Annotated in this window: 16 protein-coding genes; 12 read left to right on the top strand and 4 right to left on the bottom strand. The window is 67.4% G+C overall.

The window, feature by feature from the left end:
- The first annotated feature begins 173 nt into the window (after positions 1-173).
- From GQ674_RS19700 to GQ674_RS19735, 8 genes are all read left to right on the top strand, one after another.
- Positions 174-731: an energy transducer TonB gene (locus tag GQ674_RS19700; RefSeq protein WP_201290289.1), complete on the top strand. Its 558-nt coding sequence runs from the start codon at positions 174-176 to the stop codon at positions 729-731.
- An 85-nt stretch (positions 732-816) separates the two neighbouring features.
- A complete protein-coding gene (exbB, locus tag GQ674_RS19705; RefSeq protein WP_137191471.1) occupies positions 817-1,578 on the top strand; it encodes a TonB-system energizer ExbB in 762 nt (253 codons plus the stop codon).
- Between the two features lie 57 nt (positions 1,579-1,635).
- Entirely contained in the window at positions 1,636-2,061 is a 426-nt protein-coding gene (locus tag GQ674_RS19710) for a biopolymer transporter ExbD (RefSeq protein WP_038691526.1), read from the top strand.
- Positions 2,062-2,064: 3 nt separating this feature from the next.
- Positions 2,065-2,478: a biopolymer transporter ExbD gene (locus GQ674_RS19715; RefSeq protein ID WP_038691524.1), complete on the top strand. Its 414-nt coding sequence runs from the start codon at positions 2,065-2,067 to the stop codon at positions 2,476-2,478.
- Between the two features lie 125 nt (positions 2,479-2,603).
- Positions 2,604-4,064 (top strand): cardiolipin synthase, encoded by a 1,461-nt coding sequence (gene cls, locus GQ674_RS19720; RefSeq protein ID WP_159498603.1) that lies wholly within the window; start codon positions 2,604-2,606, stop codon positions 4,062-4,064.
- A gap of 64 nt (positions 4,065-4,128) precedes the next feature.
- Positions 4,129-4,386 (top strand): hypothetical protein, encoded by a 258-nt coding sequence (locus tag GQ674_RS19725; protein WP_159498605.1) that lies wholly within the window; start codon positions 4,129-4,131, stop codon positions 4,384-4,386.
- A gap of 4 nt (positions 4,387-4,390) precedes the next feature.
- Positions 4,391-5,140, top strand: coding sequence for a pyridoxine 5'-phosphate synthase (locus GQ674_RS19730; protein ID WP_159498607.1), 750 nt, complete (start codon positions 4,391-4,393; stop codon positions 5,138-5,140).
- Between the two features lie 231 nt (positions 5,141-5,371).
- Complete coding sequence (locus GQ674_RS19735; RefSeq protein WP_159498609.1) at positions 5,372-6,463, top strand: PA0069 family radical SAM protein; 1,092 nt, start codon at positions 5,372-5,374, stop codon at positions 6,461-6,463.
- A 214-nt stretch (positions 6,464-6,677) separates the two neighbouring features.
- Here the strand turns inward: GQ674_RS19735 and GQ674_RS19740 are convergent, their stop codons facing one another.
- The 3 genes from GQ674_RS19740 to GQ674_RS19750 all read right to left on the bottom strand — a co-directional run bounded on the left by GQ674_RS19740 (position 6,678) and on the right by GQ674_RS19750 (position 9,911).
- Positions 6,678-7,388, bottom strand: a complete 711-nt coding sequence (locus tag GQ674_RS19740) for a 2OG-Fe(II) oxygenase (RefSeq protein WP_159498611.1) — start codon at positions 7,386-7,388, stop codon at positions 6,678-6,680.
- Between the two features lie 125 nt (positions 7,389-7,513).
- Positions 7,514-8,530, bottom strand: a complete 1,017-nt coding sequence (locus GQ674_RS19745) for a class 1 fructose-bisphosphatase (protein WP_159498613.1) — start codon at positions 8,528-8,530, stop codon at positions 7,514-7,516.
- A 178-nt stretch (positions 8,531-8,708) separates the two neighbouring features.
- The gene (locus GQ674_RS19750) at positions 8,709-9,911 is read right to left on the bottom strand and encodes an amino acid aminotransferase (RefSeq protein WP_038692727.1); all 1,203 of its coding nucleotides are present in this window, start codon (positions 9,909-9,911) and stop codon (positions 8,709-8,711) included.
- Between the two features lie 174 nt (positions 9,912-10,085).
- On the opposite strand from GQ674_RS19750, the gene GQ674_RS19755 reads away from it, so the two are divergent.
- Positions 10,086-12,212 carry a TonB-dependent receptor gene (locus GQ674_RS19755; RefSeq protein WP_159498615.1) on the top strand — a complete coding sequence of 709 codons (2,127 nt, stop codon included), beginning with the start codon at positions 10,086-10,088 and terminating at the stop codon, positions 12,210-12,212.
- A gap of 47 nt (positions 12,213-12,259) precedes the next feature.
- On the opposite strand, the gene GQ674_RS19760 is transcribed toward GQ674_RS19755, so the two are convergent.
- Positions 12,260-12,586, bottom strand: coding sequence for a hypothetical protein (locus GQ674_RS19760; protein ID WP_159498617.1), 327 nt, complete (start codon positions 12,584-12,586; stop codon positions 12,260-12,262).
- A gap of 144 nt (positions 12,587-12,730) precedes the next feature.
- On the opposite strand from GQ674_RS19760, the gene GQ674_RS19765 reads away from it, so the two are divergent.
- The 3 genes from GQ674_RS19765 (at position 12,731) to ligD (ending at position 16,714) form a co-directional block, all read left to right on the top strand.
- The gene (locus GQ674_RS19765; RefSeq protein WP_159498619.1) at positions 12,731-13,120 is read left to right on the top strand and encodes a hypothetical protein; all 390 of its coding nucleotides are present in this window, start codon (positions 12,731-12,733) and stop codon (positions 13,118-13,120) included.
- A gap of 93 nt (positions 13,121-13,213) precedes the next feature.
- Positions 13,214-14,164, top strand: a complete 951-nt coding sequence (locus tag GQ674_RS19770; protein WP_159498621.1) for a Ku protein — start codon at positions 13,214-13,216, stop codon at positions 14,162-14,164.
- Positions 14,165-14,170: 6 nt separating this feature from the next.
- The gene (gene ligD / locus GQ674_RS19775; protein ID WP_159498623.1) at positions 14,171-16,714 is read left to right on the top strand and encodes a DNA ligase D; all 2,544 of its coding nucleotides are present in this window, start codon (positions 14,171-14,173) and stop codon (positions 16,712-16,714) included.
- Positions 16,715-16,727 lie beyond the last annotated feature (13 nt).

Here is a 16,727-nt window from a genome sequence, read left to right on the forward strand (position 1 = left end):
CACCGCTGATCATGGGCTACCTGTCCCCGGGTATCCCGGCCCCACTAATGAGCTCTTGGCGCATGACGGAACAACTAGTCGTTCACAGGTACGAACAACGCGATGACACCGGCTTAAGCTGGCCGCGAATCGTGGGTATCGCTTTTGTAATCGCACTGCATCTCGCCGCCTTCATGATGCTTCTGATCCCGGCTGTGGCTCCCAAGGCCGCTGCGGAGAAAGAACGCAACATCATGGTGACCCTGGTCGACGCTCCGCCGCCGCCCCCACCGCCGCCGCCGCCGCCGCCGCCGACGGAAACTCCGCCGCCGCCGGTGAAGAACCTGTCGCCGCCCAAGCCCTCGCCGGTGCCGCCACCGCCGCAGGCCCCCGTGGTCGACGTGCCGGAACCGCGCGCCAACGACATCGTCACCCCGCCGAGCCCGCCGTCGCCGCCCGCGCCGCCGAGCACGATCGAGGCAAGTGTCGATATCTCCTCGAAGAACATGAACCCCCCGCGTTACCCGCCGGCCGCATTCCGTGCAGGTATCCAGGGTGAAGTCATCCTGATCATTGATGTCGACGCCAATGGCAACGTCACCAATGTGTCGGTCGAACGGTCCAGCCGTAACCGTGACCTCGACCGCGCCGCAATGGAAGCAGCTCGCAAGTGGAGCTTCCGTTCTGCGGAGTCGGGCGGGAAGAAGGTCGCAGGTCGCGTTCGCGTCCCGGTCAACTTTGCGCTGAACTGATGGTCGCCGGTGGCCCGCCGGCCACCGCTCCGTCGGTCGTTTACAGCTACACCATTCATCACCACACACAACAAAGGTAAGCGTCATGCTGCAGGAACTCTTCATCGCCGCTGCTGCCGGGGGCAACCCGTCGAATGCCCTCTCGCAGATGGGCTTCGAGCATCTGATCCACGAAATGACCACCCAGCCGGGTGATTTCGCCGTCTCCTGGGTCGTGCTGCTGACCCTGATCATCATGTCGGCCATGTCCTGGTACTGGACCGTCATCAACATCTTCCGTGCTACCCGCCTGAAGAGCGCTGCCGACAAGGTCGTGAGCCTGTTCTGGGACACCCCGAACGCCCAGGACGCCATCCGTGCGATGGAAGAACAGCCGGCTTCCGAGCCGTTCTCGAAGATCGCTCTGGACGCTGCCCAGGCAGCTGCCCACCACCAGCGTGCCGAAGGCGGCGCAACCGGTGGCCTGGGTGAGAACCTGAGCCGTTCGGAGTTCGTCGATCGCGCCCTGCGTCAGGCCGTGACCCGCGAAAGCAACAACCTGCAGTCGGGCATGACCCTGCTGGCCACCGTCGGTGCAACCGCTCCGTTCGTCGGTCTGCTGGGTACCGTGTGGGGCATCTACGGCGCGCTGATCAAGATCGGTGCCACCGGTTCCGCCTCGATCGACGCCGTTGCAGGCCCGGTGGGTGAAGCACTGATCATGACCGCCATCGGTCTGTTCGTGGCTATCCCGGCCGTGTTCGCCTTCAACTTCTTCAGCAAGATCAACAGCGCCACGATCAGCAAGTTCGATACGTTCGCTCACGACCTGCACGACTTCTTCGCCACCGGTTCGCGCGTTCGCTAATTGCGACGCGCTTTACCTGGCGAGAACGTAGTCAACACGATCTAGACGGAGCCCGTTATGGCTTTCAGTAGTGGTAACAGCGGCGGCCCCATGGCCGACATCAACGTTACGCCCCTCGTGGACGTGATGCTGGTGCTGCTGATCATCTTCATCATCACGGCGCCCCTGATGTCCCACAAGGTCAAGGTGGATCTGCCGGAGGCCAACCTGGTGCAGAACCCGGAAGACGCTGAGAAGCGTTCGGGCCCGATCACCCTGGCAGTCAAGGAAGACGGCTCGATCTACTGGAACGACGAGGAAATCAACAAGCAGACGCTCGAGTCGCGCTTGTCGACCGCCGCCCAGCAGACCCCGCAGCCCCCGCTCAATCTGCGTGGTGACCGCACCACCAAGATGCGTGTCATCAACGAGATGACCAAGATTGCGCAGGAGCAGGGCATGCTCGACGTTGGCTTCGTTGCCACCAAAGAGAAGGGGCAGTAAGCCATGGCGTTCAGTACTGGTGGTAACAAGGGCCCCATGGCCGACATCAACGTCACGCCCCTCGTGGACGTGATGCTGGTGCTGCTGATCATCTTCATCGTCACCGCGCCGATCATGACGTACCCGATCGCCGTGGACCTGCCGCAGCGCGTGCTCAACCCACCGCCGCAGCTGGTCGAGCCGCCGCCGCCGATCGAACTCAAGATCGACGCCAGCAACCAGGTCTCGTGGAACAACAGCCCGGTAGCGACCGGCGAGTTGCAGCAGCGGATGGAACAGGAGGTCCAGAAGGACCCGACGAACCAGCCGGAACTGCGCATCGACGCCAGCCCGGACTCTGAGTACGACGTGATGGCCAAGGTATTGGCCGCTGCGAAGAACGCTCAGATGAAGAAGATCGGCTTCGTACAGCAGTAAATCGCACGACGCAGTCATGACGCGACTGGAAAACGCCCCTGGAGACAGGGGCGTTTTTTTATGGGCGGCTGCCGACCGCCGCGCCGGGTACGCGCGCAACGCACGCGGCCCGCTATCATCCGCGCATGCTCGCCACCTACCCTGCCCTTGCGGCCTGGCTCGACGCCATCCCGCACCTCCGTCCCCTGCTGGTGGCGGCCTACATCCTCTACCTGCTGTGGCTGACCGGCTGGATCATGCTGCAGAAACGCGAGCCGGTGGCCACGCTGAGCTGGATCCTGTCGCTGGCCGCCCTGCCCTACCTGGGGTTGTTCATCTATTACCTGCTGGGCCCGCAGAAGGTGAAGCGGCAGCGCCTGCGCCGCGGTCGCGCGCGCTCGGGCATGGAGCACTACAGCAGCGTGTGCCCGCCCGACGCGGACTGCACCGAGCTGGCCAAGATCGCCCAGGCCACGACCGGCCTGGCGCCCACCTCGGCCACCGAGGTGGAGTGGCTGGTGGATGGCGCGGCTACCTACACCGCACTTTTGGCCGCCATCGCGCAGGCGCGGGACCACGTGCACGTGGAGTACTACATCTTCAACCCCGACCATGCCGGTACCGCGCTGCGCGACGCCCTGGTCGAGCGCGCCCGCGAGGGCGTGCGGGTACGACTGCTGCTGGATGCGGTGGGGTCCTCGGCACTCCGCAGGCGCTTCCTGCAGCCGCTGCTGGATGCCGGTGGCGAAGTGGCGTGGTTCCATCCGCGTCAGCTGCTCAAGCCGTTCAAGCGCCCCGGGTTGAACATGCGCACCCACCGCAAGCTGGTGGTGATCGATGGGCGCACGGCGTTCACCGGCGGGATCAACATCACCGACGAGGAAGACGAACGCCGCCGCCCCGATGCCTACCGCGACCTGCACATGCGCCTGACCGGCCATGTGGTGCGCAGCCTGCAGCTGGTCTTCATCGAAGACTGGATCTACGCCACCGCCCAGCCGCCCGAGCGCTTCGCCATCGCCCAGCTGTGGCCCAACGACATGCCCTGCCGCGCCGACGGCAGCATCGATGCGCAGGTGCTGGTGTCCGGCCCCGACTCGGCCTGGGAAACCATCCACCGCCTGCAGGTGGCCGCCATCTACGAGGCGCGCGAGCGGGTCTGGCTGGTGACACCCTACTTCGTGCCCGGCGAGGCCGCGCGCATGGCGCTGACCTCGGCCGCCCTGGGCGGCCTCGATGTGCGTCTGCTGGTGCCGAAGATGAGCGATTCCTGGTTTGTCACCCAGGCCGCGCGCTCCTACTTCGACGAACTGCTGCAGGCCGGGGTGAAGATCTACGAGTACGGCCCGCGCATGCTGCACACCAAGGCCTTCATCGCCGACCACGACGTCTGCATCGTGGGCAGCGCCAACTTCGACCACCGCAGCTTCCGGCTCAACTTCGAGCTGTCGATGATGCTGGTGGACGCCGACCGCGTGGCAGCGCTGGAGCGCATCCTGGCGGCCGAGTTCGACGCCTCGGTGCGCGTGCACAACGACCGCGGCCGCTCCCTGTGGCGGCACCGGGTACCGGAAGCATTCGCCCGGCTGGCCTCGCCGCTGTTGTGACCGCGCACGTGGAACCACACCGGCCGGCGGCGCTACACTGGCGCGGTCAACGGGGAGAATGACGATGCATTGGCTGTTCCTGCTACTGGCGCTGGGCTGCTTTGCCCTGGCGTTGAAGGTGCCCCAGATGTCGCTGATGATGCTCGCCCTGTTCGGTGCGCTGGTGTTTCTGCTGGCGTGGGTGCGCGGGATGTACGTGGCGCGCTTCGGCACCCTCCAGCGCGACATCTCCAGCGTGATCGATCCCACTGAACTGCGCCGGCTGCGCGAACAGGCCCAGGCCCGTCGCCAGCTCGCCGAAGAAGACTCCGACCCCCTGTAGTGCCATGACCCAGCTCAGCGTCAACGTCAACAAGATCGCCGTCCTGCGCAACTCGCGCGGCGGCACCGACCCGGACGTGCTGCAGGCCGCCCGTGCCTGCCTGGACGCCGGCGCGCATGGCATCACCGTTCACCCGCGCCCGGACCGCCGCCACATCCATGCCGAGGACGTGCTGGCGCTGTCGGCGTTGACCACGGCACGTGGCGTGGAATTCAACATCGAGGGCAACCCGTTCGCGCCGCCGCGCGAGGGCTACCCGGGGTTGCTGCCGCTGTGCGCGCAGACCCGCCCGGCGCAGACCACCCTGGTGCCCGATGGCGACGGGCAGCTTACCTCCGACCACGGATTCGACTTCGGCCGCGATGCGGAGCGGCTGCGGCCGCTGATCGCCGAACTGAAGGCGTATGGCTGCCGGGTCAGCCTGTTCGTGGATGCCGGCAACCCGGACATCGCCCAGGCCGCGGCGATCGGTGCCGATCGCATCGAGCTCTATACCGGCCCCTACGCCGAAGCACATGCGGCAGGCGATGCCGGGGCCATGCTGGCTCTGTTCGCCGACGCTGCCCGCCGTGCCCAGGCCGCCGGCTTGGGCGTGAATGCAGGGCACGACCTGTCACAGGACAACCTGCGCGCCTTCCTGGCGGCGGTGCCGGACGTTCTGGAAGTGTCCATCGGACACGCGCTGATCAGCGAGGCGCTGTACGCCGGGCTGGACGCCACCGTGAAGGGCTACTTGGCGCAATTGGCCTCCTGACGGCCACGCGATGGCCGGTTCCCGGCCAGCGGCGATGTCCGATTCTGGCCTGTGGACAAGTATGGGGACCAATTTCGTCGATTTCGGTCGGAACCCAATGGTGGCAAGCCTTCCCCGGTTGACACAGGTCTGTGGTTAGCAATACTACTAACGCCGGTCGATGGGTTACCGCGCATGCTTCCCCACCCTGCCGTCGCAGCCACTGCGACACCCCGGCGATAGCCTCGACCGATGGGTATCGCGATCAAAGGCCGAGGTTCCACCACGCACCTGGCGGGCCGCTTCGAGGTCACCGTCAGCGAAGCCGTGCACGATGGCTGGGACGCCGGGGAGAGCGAGGAGTTTCTGGCACCGCGCCTGCGCACCGAGGTGCGGGCCGAGACCGCGCGCAGCATCATCAGCCGCAACAAGTCGCCGGACGTGGGTTTCAGCCAATCGGTGAACCCGTACCGCGGCTGCGAGCACGGCTGCTCGTACTGCTTCGCCCGACCGTCGCATGCCTACCTCAACCTGTCGCCCGGGTTGGACTTTGAAACCAAACTGTTCGCCAAGACCAACGCACCGCAGCTGCTGCGCAAGGAGTTCTCGCGCCCCGGCTACGTGCCGCAGCCGATCGCCCTGGGCATCAACACCGACGCCTACCAGCCGATCGAGCGCAAGCTGAAACTCACCCGCCAGCTGATCGAAGTCATGCTGGAAACGCGGCATCCGTTCTCGCTGATCACCAAGAACGCACTGGTCGAACGCGACATCGATCTGTTGGCGCCGCTGGCCGAACAGAACCTGGTGAGCGTGCACTTCTCGGTGACCTCGCTGGACCCGCACCTGTCGGCCAAGCTGGAGCCGCGCGCCTCGGCGCCGCACGCGCGCCTGCGGGCAATGCGCCGCCTGCACGACGCGGGTATCCCGGTCGGCGTGATGGTGGCCCCGGTGATCCCGTGGATCAACGACGCCGAACTGGAAGCGGTGCTGGAAGCCGCGCGTGATGCCGGCGCGTCCACCGCGGGCTACGTGCTGCTGCGCCTGCCGCTGGAAGTGGCCCCGTTGTTCCGCGACTGGCTGGATGCCCATCACCCCGATCGCGCCGCGCACGTGATGAGCACCATCAACCAGCTGCGCGGCGGCAAGGACTACAACAGCGAGTTCGGCAGCCGCATGCGCGGCGAAGGCGTGTACGCCGATCTGCTGTCGAGCCGCTTCAAGCTGGCGCGCAGGCGATTGGGGTTCGACGCGCAGAACAGCCACTGGCCGAAGCTGGACTGCGACAAGTTCGTCCGACCGCTGCCGCCGCGGGTGGATTCGCCGCAGGGGGCGTTGTTCTAGATCGTCACTGGGCGACAGGATGCGTGGGAACCTGTGCTGCAGGTCACGCTGGATCAAGGGCGTGCACAGGGCAGCATCAAGGACAGCGACATCTGCTCTGCTGTCTCGAATGGTGATGCGCTGCGGACGCGTCGCCGTGATGGCGACGGTCTTGCGGTGGGTCTGTCGGGAGCCGGCCAGCGGCCGGCACTACCGGGGCTTGCGTGTGTCGTCGTCAGTTTCCTGCAAACAGCTTCTGCGCGGTCTGGAACAAAATCCAGCTGGTGGCGATGAACTTGTCGCCACCCTGCGGACGATTTCCGCGATGCGTGTGGGTGAACGCCGTCGGGGCGATCAGCAGGCTGCCGGTGCGTGGGGCGATCTTGCGCTGCTGGAACAGGAACTCGGTTTCGCCCTGCTCGAAATCGTCGTTGAGGTAGAGCGTCCATAGCAGGTGGCGGTGCAGTGTTTCACCGGCGGGATCGCGTGGGTACAGCTCGCAATGCCAATAGGGATAGCCACCCTCGCCCGCGGCATACCATTGCAGATTGATGGCACCGGGACGCAGGCACGTACGGGCCAGATCCGACAGCGTGGCATCGTCCATGCCCGAGAAATCGTCGGCCGCCAGGCGCCGCGGTTTACCTTCGCTGTCTTGGATCTGCAACATCAGCGGCGAGATCAGTGCCTGTGGATAACGCCGTAGATAACTCAAAACACCGCGAAACACCGCCTGCTGCAACAGCATGTCCACATCGCGCCACGCCGCGTCGCCGCTGATGCGCAGATCCTTGCTGTGCTTGAGTTCCGGGAACACGCCGCTGCCCACTTCGCCGGGCCGCAACTGCGCACTGGTTCGCATCCTGGCCTGGATGGCGGCACACACATCGGCGGGGATGGCGTTGTGGATTACTTCAATGAAGTCGTGCTGCGTGTCGGCCGTCATGGGGTCATCCGTGGGCATCTGGCCCCGATGGTGACCGCTGCATTGGCCGATGTCACGCCGTTGCCACGTTGGGTTTTTCCATGGCACACACGGGGCCGGCAACGGGCCGGCCCCGTGCGTTGCGATCAGCCCTGCGCGCTGTCGTGCTCGTGGTGATAGCGGGTGGCTTCGGCCACTTCATTGCGCGAGCCGAGGAACACCGGCACGCGCTGGTGCAGCTGGTCGGGCTGGATGTCGAGGATACGCTCGCGCCCGGTGGTGGCCGCGCCGCCGGCCTGCTCGACCAGCAGGCCCATCGGGTTGGCTTCGTACATCAGGCGCAGCTTGCCGGCCTTGGACGGGTCCTTCTTGTCCCACGGGTAGATGAAGATACCGCCGCGGGTGAGGATCCGGTGCACGTCGGCCACCATGCTGGCGATCCAGCGCATGTTGAAGTTCTTGCCGCGCGAACCTTCCTTGCCGGCCAGCAGGTCCTGCACGTAACCCTGCATGGGGGCTTCCCAATGGCGCTGGTTGGACATGTTGATGGCAAATTCCTGGGTGTCGGCGGGAATCTGCATGTCCGGCGTGGTCAGCACGAACTCGCCCTTCTCGCGGTCCAGGGTGAAGGCATGGGTGCCGTGGCCCACGGTGAGCACCATCTGCGTGCTGGGGCCGTAGATGCAGTAACCGGCGGCGACCTGCGCGGTGCCCGGCTGCAGGAAGCTGGCGTCGTTGGGCTGTTCGGTGCCGGGCGGGCAGCGCAGCACCGAGAAGATGGTGCCGACCGAGACATTGACGTCGATGTTGGAGCTGCCATCGAGGGGATCGAACAGCAGCAGGAAGTCACCGCGCGGGTAGGTGTCCGGCACGGGCTGGCAGTGGTCCATTTCCTCCGAGGCGCAGGCGGCCAGGTGGCCGCCCCAGGCGTTGGCCTCGAGCAGGATCTCGTTGCTGATGACGTCCAGCTTCTTCTGCGCTTCGCCCTGCACGTTGCCGGTACCGGCCTCGCCCAGCACGCCACCGAGCGCGCCCTTGCTGACCGCGATGGAGATGCTGGTGCAGGCGCGGGCGACGACGGCGATCAGCTGGCGCAGGTCGGCGTTGATGCGGCCGGCATGCTGCTCTTCGATCAGGTACCGGGTAAGCGACGTACGGGACATGGAATGGCTGCCAAAGACATTTGGGGGCCGTATTGTCGCCCGTTGCCGCGGGCATTACGAGGCAGGCGCAGGACAGCGCGCCAGGTCAGGAAGGCAGGGCCGGGTGATCCGCGGGGATCTGGATACAGGAACGGCCGCACTGGGCGGCCGTTCCTGTGGGTGCTGCAGCGCGCGCCGATCAGCCCTTGGCGACGGTCGCCACGGCCTTGGCCACGTAAGCCAGGTTGCCCTGGTTCAGTGCGGCCACGCAGATGCGGCCAGTGCCGACGGCGTAGATGCCGAACTCGTCGCGCAGGCGGTCCACCTGCGGGCGGGTCAGGCCGGAGTACGAGAACATGCCGGCCTGGTCGTTGATGAAGGCGAACTCCGGCGCGCCGGCGGCGACCAGGTTCTCCACCAGGCCGTGGCGCAGGGCGTGGATGCGCTCGCGCATCTCGGTCAGTTCCGCTTCCCACACCTGGCGCAGCTCGACGCTGTTGAGCACGCCGGCCACCAGCGCAGCACCGTGGTTGGACGGGCTGGAGTAGATGGTGCGGATGATGCGCTTGACCTGCGACTGCACGGCCTTGGCCGAGGCCGCGTCCGGCGCCACCACCGACAGCGCGCCAATGCGTTCGCCATACAGCGAGAACGACTTGGAGTACGAGTTGGCGACCACGAAGCTGTCGATGCCGGCCTCGGCGATGATGCGCACCGCGGCGCCGTCTTCGCTGATGCCCTTGTCGAAGCCCTGGTAGGCCATGTCGATGAACGGGAACAGCTGGCGGTCCTTCAACAGCTCGGCCACCTGCTTCCACTGCGCGACGGTCAGGTCGGCACCGGTCGGGTTGTGGCAGCACGCGTGCAGCAGCACCACGGTGCCCGGCTGCAGCTTGCCCAGGTCGGCCAGCATGGCGTCGAAATCCACGCCGTGGGTGGTCGGGTCGAAGTAGCTGTACTCCACGACCTCGAAACCGGCGGCGCCGAACACCGCGCGGTGGTTTTCCCAGCTGGGGTTGCTGATGGCGATGGTGGCGTGCGGCAGCAGGCGGTGCAGCAGGTCGGCGCCCACGCGCAGCGCACCGCTGCCCCCGATGGTCTGCGAGGTGGCCACGCGGCCGGCGGCCAGCAGCGGCGAGTCCTTGCCGAACACCAGCTCGCGGGTGGCCTGGTTGTAGGCCGGCAGGCCGTCGATCGGCAGGTAGCCGCGCGGCTTGGCTTCATCGGCCAGCTGCTGTTCGATCTGCTTGACGGCGCGGAGCAGCGGAATACGGCCGCTTTCGTCGTAGTAGATGCCCACGCCCAGGTTGACCTTGGTCGAGCGGCTGTCGGCGTTGTAAGCCTCGGTCAGGCCCAGGATCGGGTCGCCTGGGACCAGTTCCACATTTGCAAAGAAGGACACGGCGGTACTCATTCGGATGACGGAAGGGGGAGGTTGGCGCGACGCAGGTTGCGGCAGAATCAGCCAAAACCAAGCCATCCTAACAAAGCCGCGGCGTGGGCGCGGCGGCGGCCGTCACGTGTTCTTCCGTACCATGGCGTGCGGCGTGCCCTGCCGCTGAGGACCCCTGCCCGTATGCTGCGTTTTTCCGCGTTTGTTGTCCCCTCCGCGCTGCTTTCAGCAGCGCTGTTGCCGAACCCGGCACAGGCCGCGCCTGCCCCGGCCGATACCCCGCCGGTCGAGCGCCTGCCCACGGTTCAGGTGCAGGCCGCACGGGTGCAGCAGGTGGACGATGCGGATCTGCCGGCATCTATCAGCACGGTCTGGCTGGATGACGACGCCAATGGAACCCTGGCCCAGATGTCCGAAGCGCTGGGCGGCATCCCGGGCGTGGTGGCGCGCGACCGCCAGAACTATGCGCAGGACACCCAGCTGTCGATCCGGGGCTTCGGCGCACGGTCCACCTTCGGGGTGCGCGGGGTGCGCGTGCTGGTGGACGGCGTGCCGGCCACCATGCCCGACGGCCAGGGCCAGCTGTCCCATGCCAGCCTGCTCTCGGCGCAGCGGGTGGACGTGCTGCGCGGCCCGTTCTCTGCGCTGTACGGCAACTCCTCCGGCGGTGTGGTGCAGGTGTTCAGCGCCGACGGCGCCCCCGGCGACCCGTGGCGGCTGCGGCTGGACACCGGCAGCGACAACAGCCTCAGCGCCGGCGCGCAGCTGCGCGGCCAGCAGGGACCGATCCGCTACAACGTGGCCGCCAATCACTTCCGCACCGATGGTTGGCGCGACCATAGCGCGGCCCGCCGCGAGTCGGTCAATGCGCGGCTGGGCACCGACGTGGGCGGCGGCCAGCTGGACCTGGTGCTGAACTACTTCGATTCCCCCGATGCGCAGGACCCGCTCGGCCTGAGCCGGACCCAGGTCAACGCCGACCCGCGCCAGGCCACCGCCGTGGCCAGCCAGTACAACACCCGTAAATCGGTCCGCCAGGCCCAGGCCGGACTGGTCTTCACCCGCACCGACGGCGCCCACACCTGGCGGGCGATGGGCTATGCCGGGCAACGCAGCGTGGAACAGTACCTGGCCATTCCCCCCGGGCCGCAGGCCAACCCGCTGCATGCCGGCGGGGTGATCGACCTGGACGGCGACTACGGAGGTGTGGACGCGCGCTGGAGCTGGCACGGCGACTGGGCCGGACGACCGCTGGATCTGGTGATCGGCGCCAATGCCGACCGTCAGCTGCAGGATCGCCGCGGTTACGAGAACTTCGGGGGCGATCAGCTGGGCATCAAGGGCCGCCTGCGCCGCGATCAGGGCGACCGCGTCGAGAACATCGACCAGTTCGCCCAGGCGTGGTGGCAATGGGCCCCGCGCTGGTCGCTGTTGCTGGGCCTGCGCCACAGCACCGTGCGGTTCCGCTCCAACGACCACTACGTCACCGCCAGCAACCCCGACGACAGTGGCGCGCGCCGCTACGCGGCCACCACGCCGGTGGCCGGGGTGGTGTTCCGCGCCAGCGACGCCTGGCGGTTGTACGCCTCGGCCGGGCGCGGCTTTGAGACGCCCACCTTCAACGAGCTGGGCTACCGCGCCGATGGCCAGGCCGGGCTGGCGCTGGACCTGTCGGCCGCGCGCAGCCGCAACCTGGAATTGGGCAGCAAATGGCATGCACAGAGCGGGGCGCGGCTGGAGGCGGCCCTGTTCCGGGCGGACACCGATGACGAACTGGCGGTGGCCAGCAACAGCGGCGGGCGTTCCACCTACCGCAACATCGGCCGTACCCGGCGGCAGGGCGCCGAAGCCACCTACGTGCAGCCACTGGGCGCGCAGACCGAGCTGGCGGTGGCCTACACCTGGATCGAAGCGACGGTGCGCGATGCGTACCCGCTGTGCGGTACCGCCGGCTGCAACACGGTGCAGGCCGGCGCGCGCCTGCCCGGCGTGCCCCGGCAGCAGTGGAACGCGCGCGTGCAGTACACGCCCGGACCGTGGCAGTGGGCCGCCGAGCTGGTGGCCTCCAGCGACACGGTGGTGAACGACCTGGCCACCGAGAAAGCGGCCGGCTATGCGCTGCTGAACCTGGAAGCGGCGCGGCGCTGGAAGACTGCGCAGGGCACGCTGCGGGCGTTTGCGCGCATCGACAACGTGCTGGACCAGCGCTACATCGGCTCGGTGATCGTCAACGATGGCAACCAGCGGTACTTCGAGCCCGGCCCGGACCGCCGGGTGGGCGTGGGCCTGCAGTGGCAGTGGGCGCCGTGATCAGCGGGCCGATGGCCGCTTGGCGGTCAGCGGCCACTGCTCGACGCTTACCGCGGGATCTTGGCCGGCACGAACGGCGAGGTTGGGTCGCTGGCCGGGAAGGTCTCGTCCAGGGCCTCATCCTGGTTGTTGCTGGCGTGTTCCTTGCGCGCCTGGCGCTGTTCCTGGTTTTCCCGCCCGCCCGGGTGCGGCACGCCGGTGGGGTCCTTGCGGTCGCGGTAGCCGTGGCTGGGGCCGGAGACCACCGGCAGGTGGTCGGCTTCGGTTGGGGGAGACATCCCGGCGCCGCGGTCTTCGGCGTCCTGGTTGTCATGTTTGGCGTGCTGTTCGCCAGGCACCGGGGTGCTGGCTTCGCGCAGGGGATCGCGTGGCATGGGAATCACTCCGGAACGGGGGAACTCCACTACAGCGCTTGGCAGGTGAAGTCCCTGCGAATCGCCTGCCATGAACAGATCTGTCACGGCTGGCTAACGGCGGCGGGACTATTCCTGCCTGCCCTGTACCGCCGGAGTCGTGCCATGCCCCGCCTGGACCGTCGCGCCGCCCCCGCGCTCTTCAACGCCTACCTGCAGCCTACCCGCAACACGCGCCGCGAGCGCACCGAGGAAGCACAGGCGGTCGCGCAGGACTACCTGCAGTACATGCGCAATGACTACGAGCGCCGCCGCGGGCATGGCCACCGCAGCTGGCGCGACCTGTACCCGGCGTATGCCTTCGCGCTGACCACCCACTATGCGGCCTGGCCGCGCGGCAGCGACGACGACACCGACGGCGAGCTGGCCGAGCACTGGGAACAGATGCGCGGGCAGTCGCGGTTGGGCTGGGGGCAGGCCCGCGGCATCGTCGAGGACGCGTGGCTGGCGCTGGACCACATGCCGCCGGCGGCGGTGCACGGCCTGCTGCAGTAGCCCGTAAAGGGCCCCTGCACGGCGCGGACACGGGCGTTTCACGTGTGTCGCGGTACAGCTGCCCTCCCCCTGTAGCGTTGGAGTGGCCCTGCCATGGCCCGACCGATCTGGACCGGTACCCTCTCGTTCGGCCTGCTCAATGTCCCGGTGTCGCTGATGTCCGGCGAACGCAAGGTCGACCTGCAGTTCCGCATGCTCGATTCACGCGACCGCAAGCCGATCCGCTTCGAGCGGGTCAACGCCGACACCGGCGAAGAAGTGCCGTGGAAGGACATCGTCAAGGCCTACGAGTACGACAAGGGCAGCTACGTGGTGCTGGAGGAGGACGATATCCGCTCGGCGGCGCCGGAAAGCCATGAGGCGGTCGAGGTGGAGACCTTCGTGGATGCCAGCACAATCGACCCGCGCTACTACGAGAAGCCCTACCTGCTGGTACCGGCCAAGAAGGCCGAGAAGGGCTATGTACTGCTGCGCGAAACCCTGCGGAAGACCGACAAGGTGGGCATTGCCCGGGTGGTGGTGCGCACCCGCGAGTACCTGTGCGCGGTGATGCCGCACGGCGACGCGCTGGTGCTGATGATCCTGCGTTATCCACAGGAACTGGTGGACCCGGAAGACTATAAATTGCCTGCCGGGTCACTGGCCGACTACCGGATCAACAGCAAGGAAACGGCCATGGCCGAACAGCTGATCGAGTCGATGTCGGGCGAGTGGAAGCCCGATGATTACCACGACGAATTCCGCGAACGCCTGCAGACGCTGCTGAAGAAGCGGATCAAGGCCAAGGGCGGCACCACCAAGGTGGACGAAGAGCCGGCGCCGCGCGAGGACGACGCCACCAACGTGGTCGACTTCATGTCGCTGCTGCAGAAGAGCCTGGACGCCAAGAAGCGCACACCGCCCAGGAAGACCGCGGTGACCGCCGCACCGAAGAAGGCGACGGCGAAGAAAGCCAAGGCACCGGCCAAGGCACCCGCCAAGGCGGTCAAGGCCGCGAAAAAATCCTCGACCAAGCGCGCCAGCCCTACGCGCAAGGCCGGGTAAACGCCGATGTCGCTGCAGGAATACCGCCGCAAGCGTCGTTTCGACGGCACCCCCGAGCCGGACGCCGACCGCCGCGGTGTGCCGGCGCGACGCCCGATCTTCGTGGTGCAGCTGCACCATGCCAGTTCGCGCCACTACGATTTCCGGCTGGAAGCCGATGGCGTGCTCAAGAGCTGGGCCGTACCCAAAGGGCCGTCGCTGCGCGCGGGCGAGAAGCGCCTGGCGGTGGAGGTGGAGGACCACCCGCTGTCCTATGCGGATTTCGAAGGCGATATTCCCACCGGTCACTACGGCGCTGGGCATGTGGACGTGTACGACCATGGCACCTGGGCCTGCGACGGCGACCCGCTGGAGGCGATTGCTGCCGGCAAGCTCGACTTCGTGCTGCACGGTGAGCGGCTCAAGGGCGGCTGGAAACTGGTACGCACGGCGATGAAGGGCAGGCAGCACCAGTGGCTGCTGATCAAGCGCGACGATGCGCAGGCACGCAACGCAGAGGCCGACGACATGCTGGACACACCGCCGCCACGCGGCACCGCGCGCACGCGCGCGGCAGCGACCAAGCGCGCACCCACCGCCGCTGCAGCCAAGGCCGGCAAACGCGCTGCCACGCCCGCGCGCAAGGCCGACGCGCGCTGGCGCACCCGCGCGTTGGTGCTGGATGGCGCGCGCGACGCCCCCTACCCGCCCGGCTTCAAGCCCCAACTGACCGACCACCGCGCCAGCGCACCGGACGGCGACGGCTGGCTGCACGAGATCAAATGGGACGGGTACCGCCTGCTGGCGGAGGTCCACGACGGGGTGGTCGCGCTGCGCTCGCGTGGCGGCCTGAACTGGACCGACGATTTTCCCGAGGTGGTGCAGGCCATCGCGGCATTGCCGGTGCGCGACCTGCGCCTGGACGGCGAGCTGGTGGTGCTTGATGCGCAGGGTCGCAGCGATTTCACCGCCTTGCAGAAGGTCATCGACGGCACCGCCAAACAGCCGCTTCGCTACGTGGTGTTCGACATGCCCGGCATCGCCGGGGTGGATATCAGCCGCTGCGGGCTGCTGCAGCGCAAGGCGCTGCTCAAGGACCTGATCGGTCCGGGGCCGGGCACGCTGGCCTACAGCGACCACGTGCTTGACCATGGACCGGCGGTGTTTACCGCCAGTGGCGAGGCCGGGTTCGAGGGCATCATCAGCAAGCGCGTGGACGCGCCCTACGTCAACGCGCGCTCGCCGGCGTGGATCAAGATCAAGCACGAGACCACCGACGAATTCCTGATCGTCGGCTACACCGACCCCAAGGGCGCGCGCAGCGGCTTCGGCTCGCTGTTGATGGCCACCCCGGACAAGGGCGGCCTGCGCTACGTGGGGCGGGTCGGCACCGGGTTCGATGATGCGCTCCTGGGGGCGCTCACCCGGCAGCTGAAGCCATTGGCCGTGGCCGACGCGGGGGTGGAACTGCCGGCGCACGTGCCGTTCAAGGCGCGCAGCGTGCATTGGGTGAAACCGGTGCTGGTGGCCGAGGTGGCCTTCCGCGGCTGGGCCAAGGAAGGGCTGCTGCGCCAGGCCAGCTTCAAACGGTTGCGCGAGGACAAGTCTGCCGGCGACCTGGGCGTGGCAGGCCAAGCGACGGAGAAGGCCAAGGGCATGAACAAGACAACGCGAAAGGCCAAGGCCGGTGCCCAGGCGGCAGGCGACGCGTCCGATGGCGTCAGCATCAGCCATCCCGAGCGGGTGGTGTTCGCCAAGGCCAAGATCACCAAGGGCGAGGTGGCCGACTACTACCGGCAGATGGCGCGCTGGGTGTTGCCCGAAGTTGCAGTGCGGCCGCTGTCGGTGCTGCGTTGCCCGGACGGCGTGGACAAGCCCTGCTTCTTCCAGAAACACCACGGCACGGGCCTGGGTGAGGCGGTGCGCGCGATACCGCTGGAACAAAAGAGCGGGCGCGAAGACTACCTGTACATCGAGGACGTGGCCGGGCTGCTGCAACTGGTGCAGATGAACACCCTGGAGCTGCATCCCTGGGGCGCCACCGTGGCCGATCCGGAGCATCCGGACCGGCTGGTGTTCGACCTGGACCCCGGCGACGGGGTGAGCTGGGCGCAGGTGAAAGCGGCCGCACGCGATGTACGCGACCGGCTGCTGGACACCGGCCTGCAGAGCTTCGTGCGGCTGTCCGGGGGCAAGGGCGTGCACGTGGTGGTGCCGTTGCAGCCCAAGGCCGACTGGGCCCAGGCCAAAGACTTCTGCGAGGCGTTCGCGCAGGCCATGGCCGAACATGCGCCGGACCGCTACGTGGCCACGATGAGCAAGGCCAAACGCACCGGGGTGATCTTCATCGACTGGCTGCGCAACGCGCGAGGCGCAACCAGTGTCAGTTCCTGGTCACTGCGCGCGCGGCCCGGAGCAGGCGTGGCGGTGCCGCTGCGCTGGGAAGAGCTGGGCCGCATCACTGCTGCCGATGCCTTCCCCATGGCCAAGGCGCTGCAGCGGGCGCGGCGTCTGAAGCAGGATCCGTGGGAGGGGATCGAGGCGGTGAAGCAGGTGCTGCCGGGGGCGTGACGCCGTAAGGCGT

The sequence above is a fragment of the Stenotrophomonas sp. 364 genome, from assembly GCF_009832905.1.
Taxonomy (GTDB): domain Bacteria; phylum Pseudomonadota; class Gammaproteobacteria; order Xanthomonadales; family Xanthomonadaceae; genus Stenotrophomonas; species Stenotrophomonas maltophilia_AP.

Bases quoted from the DNA above. Each gene is read 5' to 3' on its own strand.
- GQ674_RS19755 (WP_159498615.1), top strand. From the start codon at position 10,086: ATGCTGCGTTTTTCCGCGTTTGTTGTCCCCTCCGCGCTGCTTTCAGCA.
- GQ674_RS19745 (WP_159498613.1), bottom strand. From the start codon at position 8,530: ATGTCCCGTACGTCGCTTACCCGGTACCTGATCGAAGAGCAGCATGCC.
- exbB (WP_137191471.1), top strand. From the start codon at position 817: ATGCTGCAGGAACTCTTCATCGCCGCTGCTGCCGGGGGCAACCCGTCG.
- GQ674_RS19770 (WP_159498621.1), top strand. From the start codon at position 13,214: ATGGCCCGACCGATCTGGACCGGTACCCTCTCGTTCGGCCTGCTCAAT.
- GQ674_RS19710 (WP_038691526.1), top strand. From the start codon at position 1,636: ATGGCTTTCAGTAGTGGTAACAGCGGCGGCCCCATGGCCGACATCAAC.
- GQ674_RS19760 (WP_159498617.1), bottom strand. From the start codon at position 12,586: ATGCCACGCGATCCCCTGCGCGAAGCCAGCACCCCGGTGCCTGGCGAA.
- ligD (WP_159498623.1), top strand. From the start codon at position 14,171: ATGTCGCTGCAGGAATACCGCCGCAAGCGTCGTTTCGACGGCACCCCC.
- GQ674_RS19735 (WP_159498609.1), top strand. From the start codon at position 5,372: ATGGGTATCGCGATCAAAGGCCGAGGTTCCACCACGCACCTGGCGGGC.
- GQ674_RS19700 (WP_201290289.1), top strand. From the start codon at position 174: ATGATGCTTCTGATCCCGGCTGTGGCTCCCAAGGCCGCTGCGGAGAAA.
- GQ674_RS19765 (WP_159498619.1), top strand. From the start codon at position 12,731: ATGCCCCGCCTGGACCGTCGCGCCGCCCCCGCGCTCTTCAACGCCTAC.
- GQ674_RS19740 (WP_159498611.1), bottom strand. From the start codon at position 7,388: ATGACGGCCGACACGCAGCACGACTTCATTGAAGTAATCCACAACGCC.
- cls (WP_159498603.1), top strand. From the start codon at position 2,604: ATGCTCGCCACCTACCCTGCCCTTGCGGCCTGGCTCGACGCCATCCCG.
- GQ674_RS19715 (WP_038691524.1), top strand. From the start codon at position 2,065: ATGGCGTTCAGTACTGGTGGTAACAAGGGCCCCATGGCCGACATCAAC.
- GQ674_RS19725 (WP_159498605.1), top strand. From the start codon at position 4,129: ATGCATTGGCTGTTCCTGCTACTGGCGCTGGGCTGCTTTGCCCTGGCG.
- GQ674_RS19730 (WP_159498607.1), top strand. From the start codon at position 4,391: ATGACCCAGCTCAGCGTCAACGTCAACAAGATCGCCGTCCTGCGCAAC.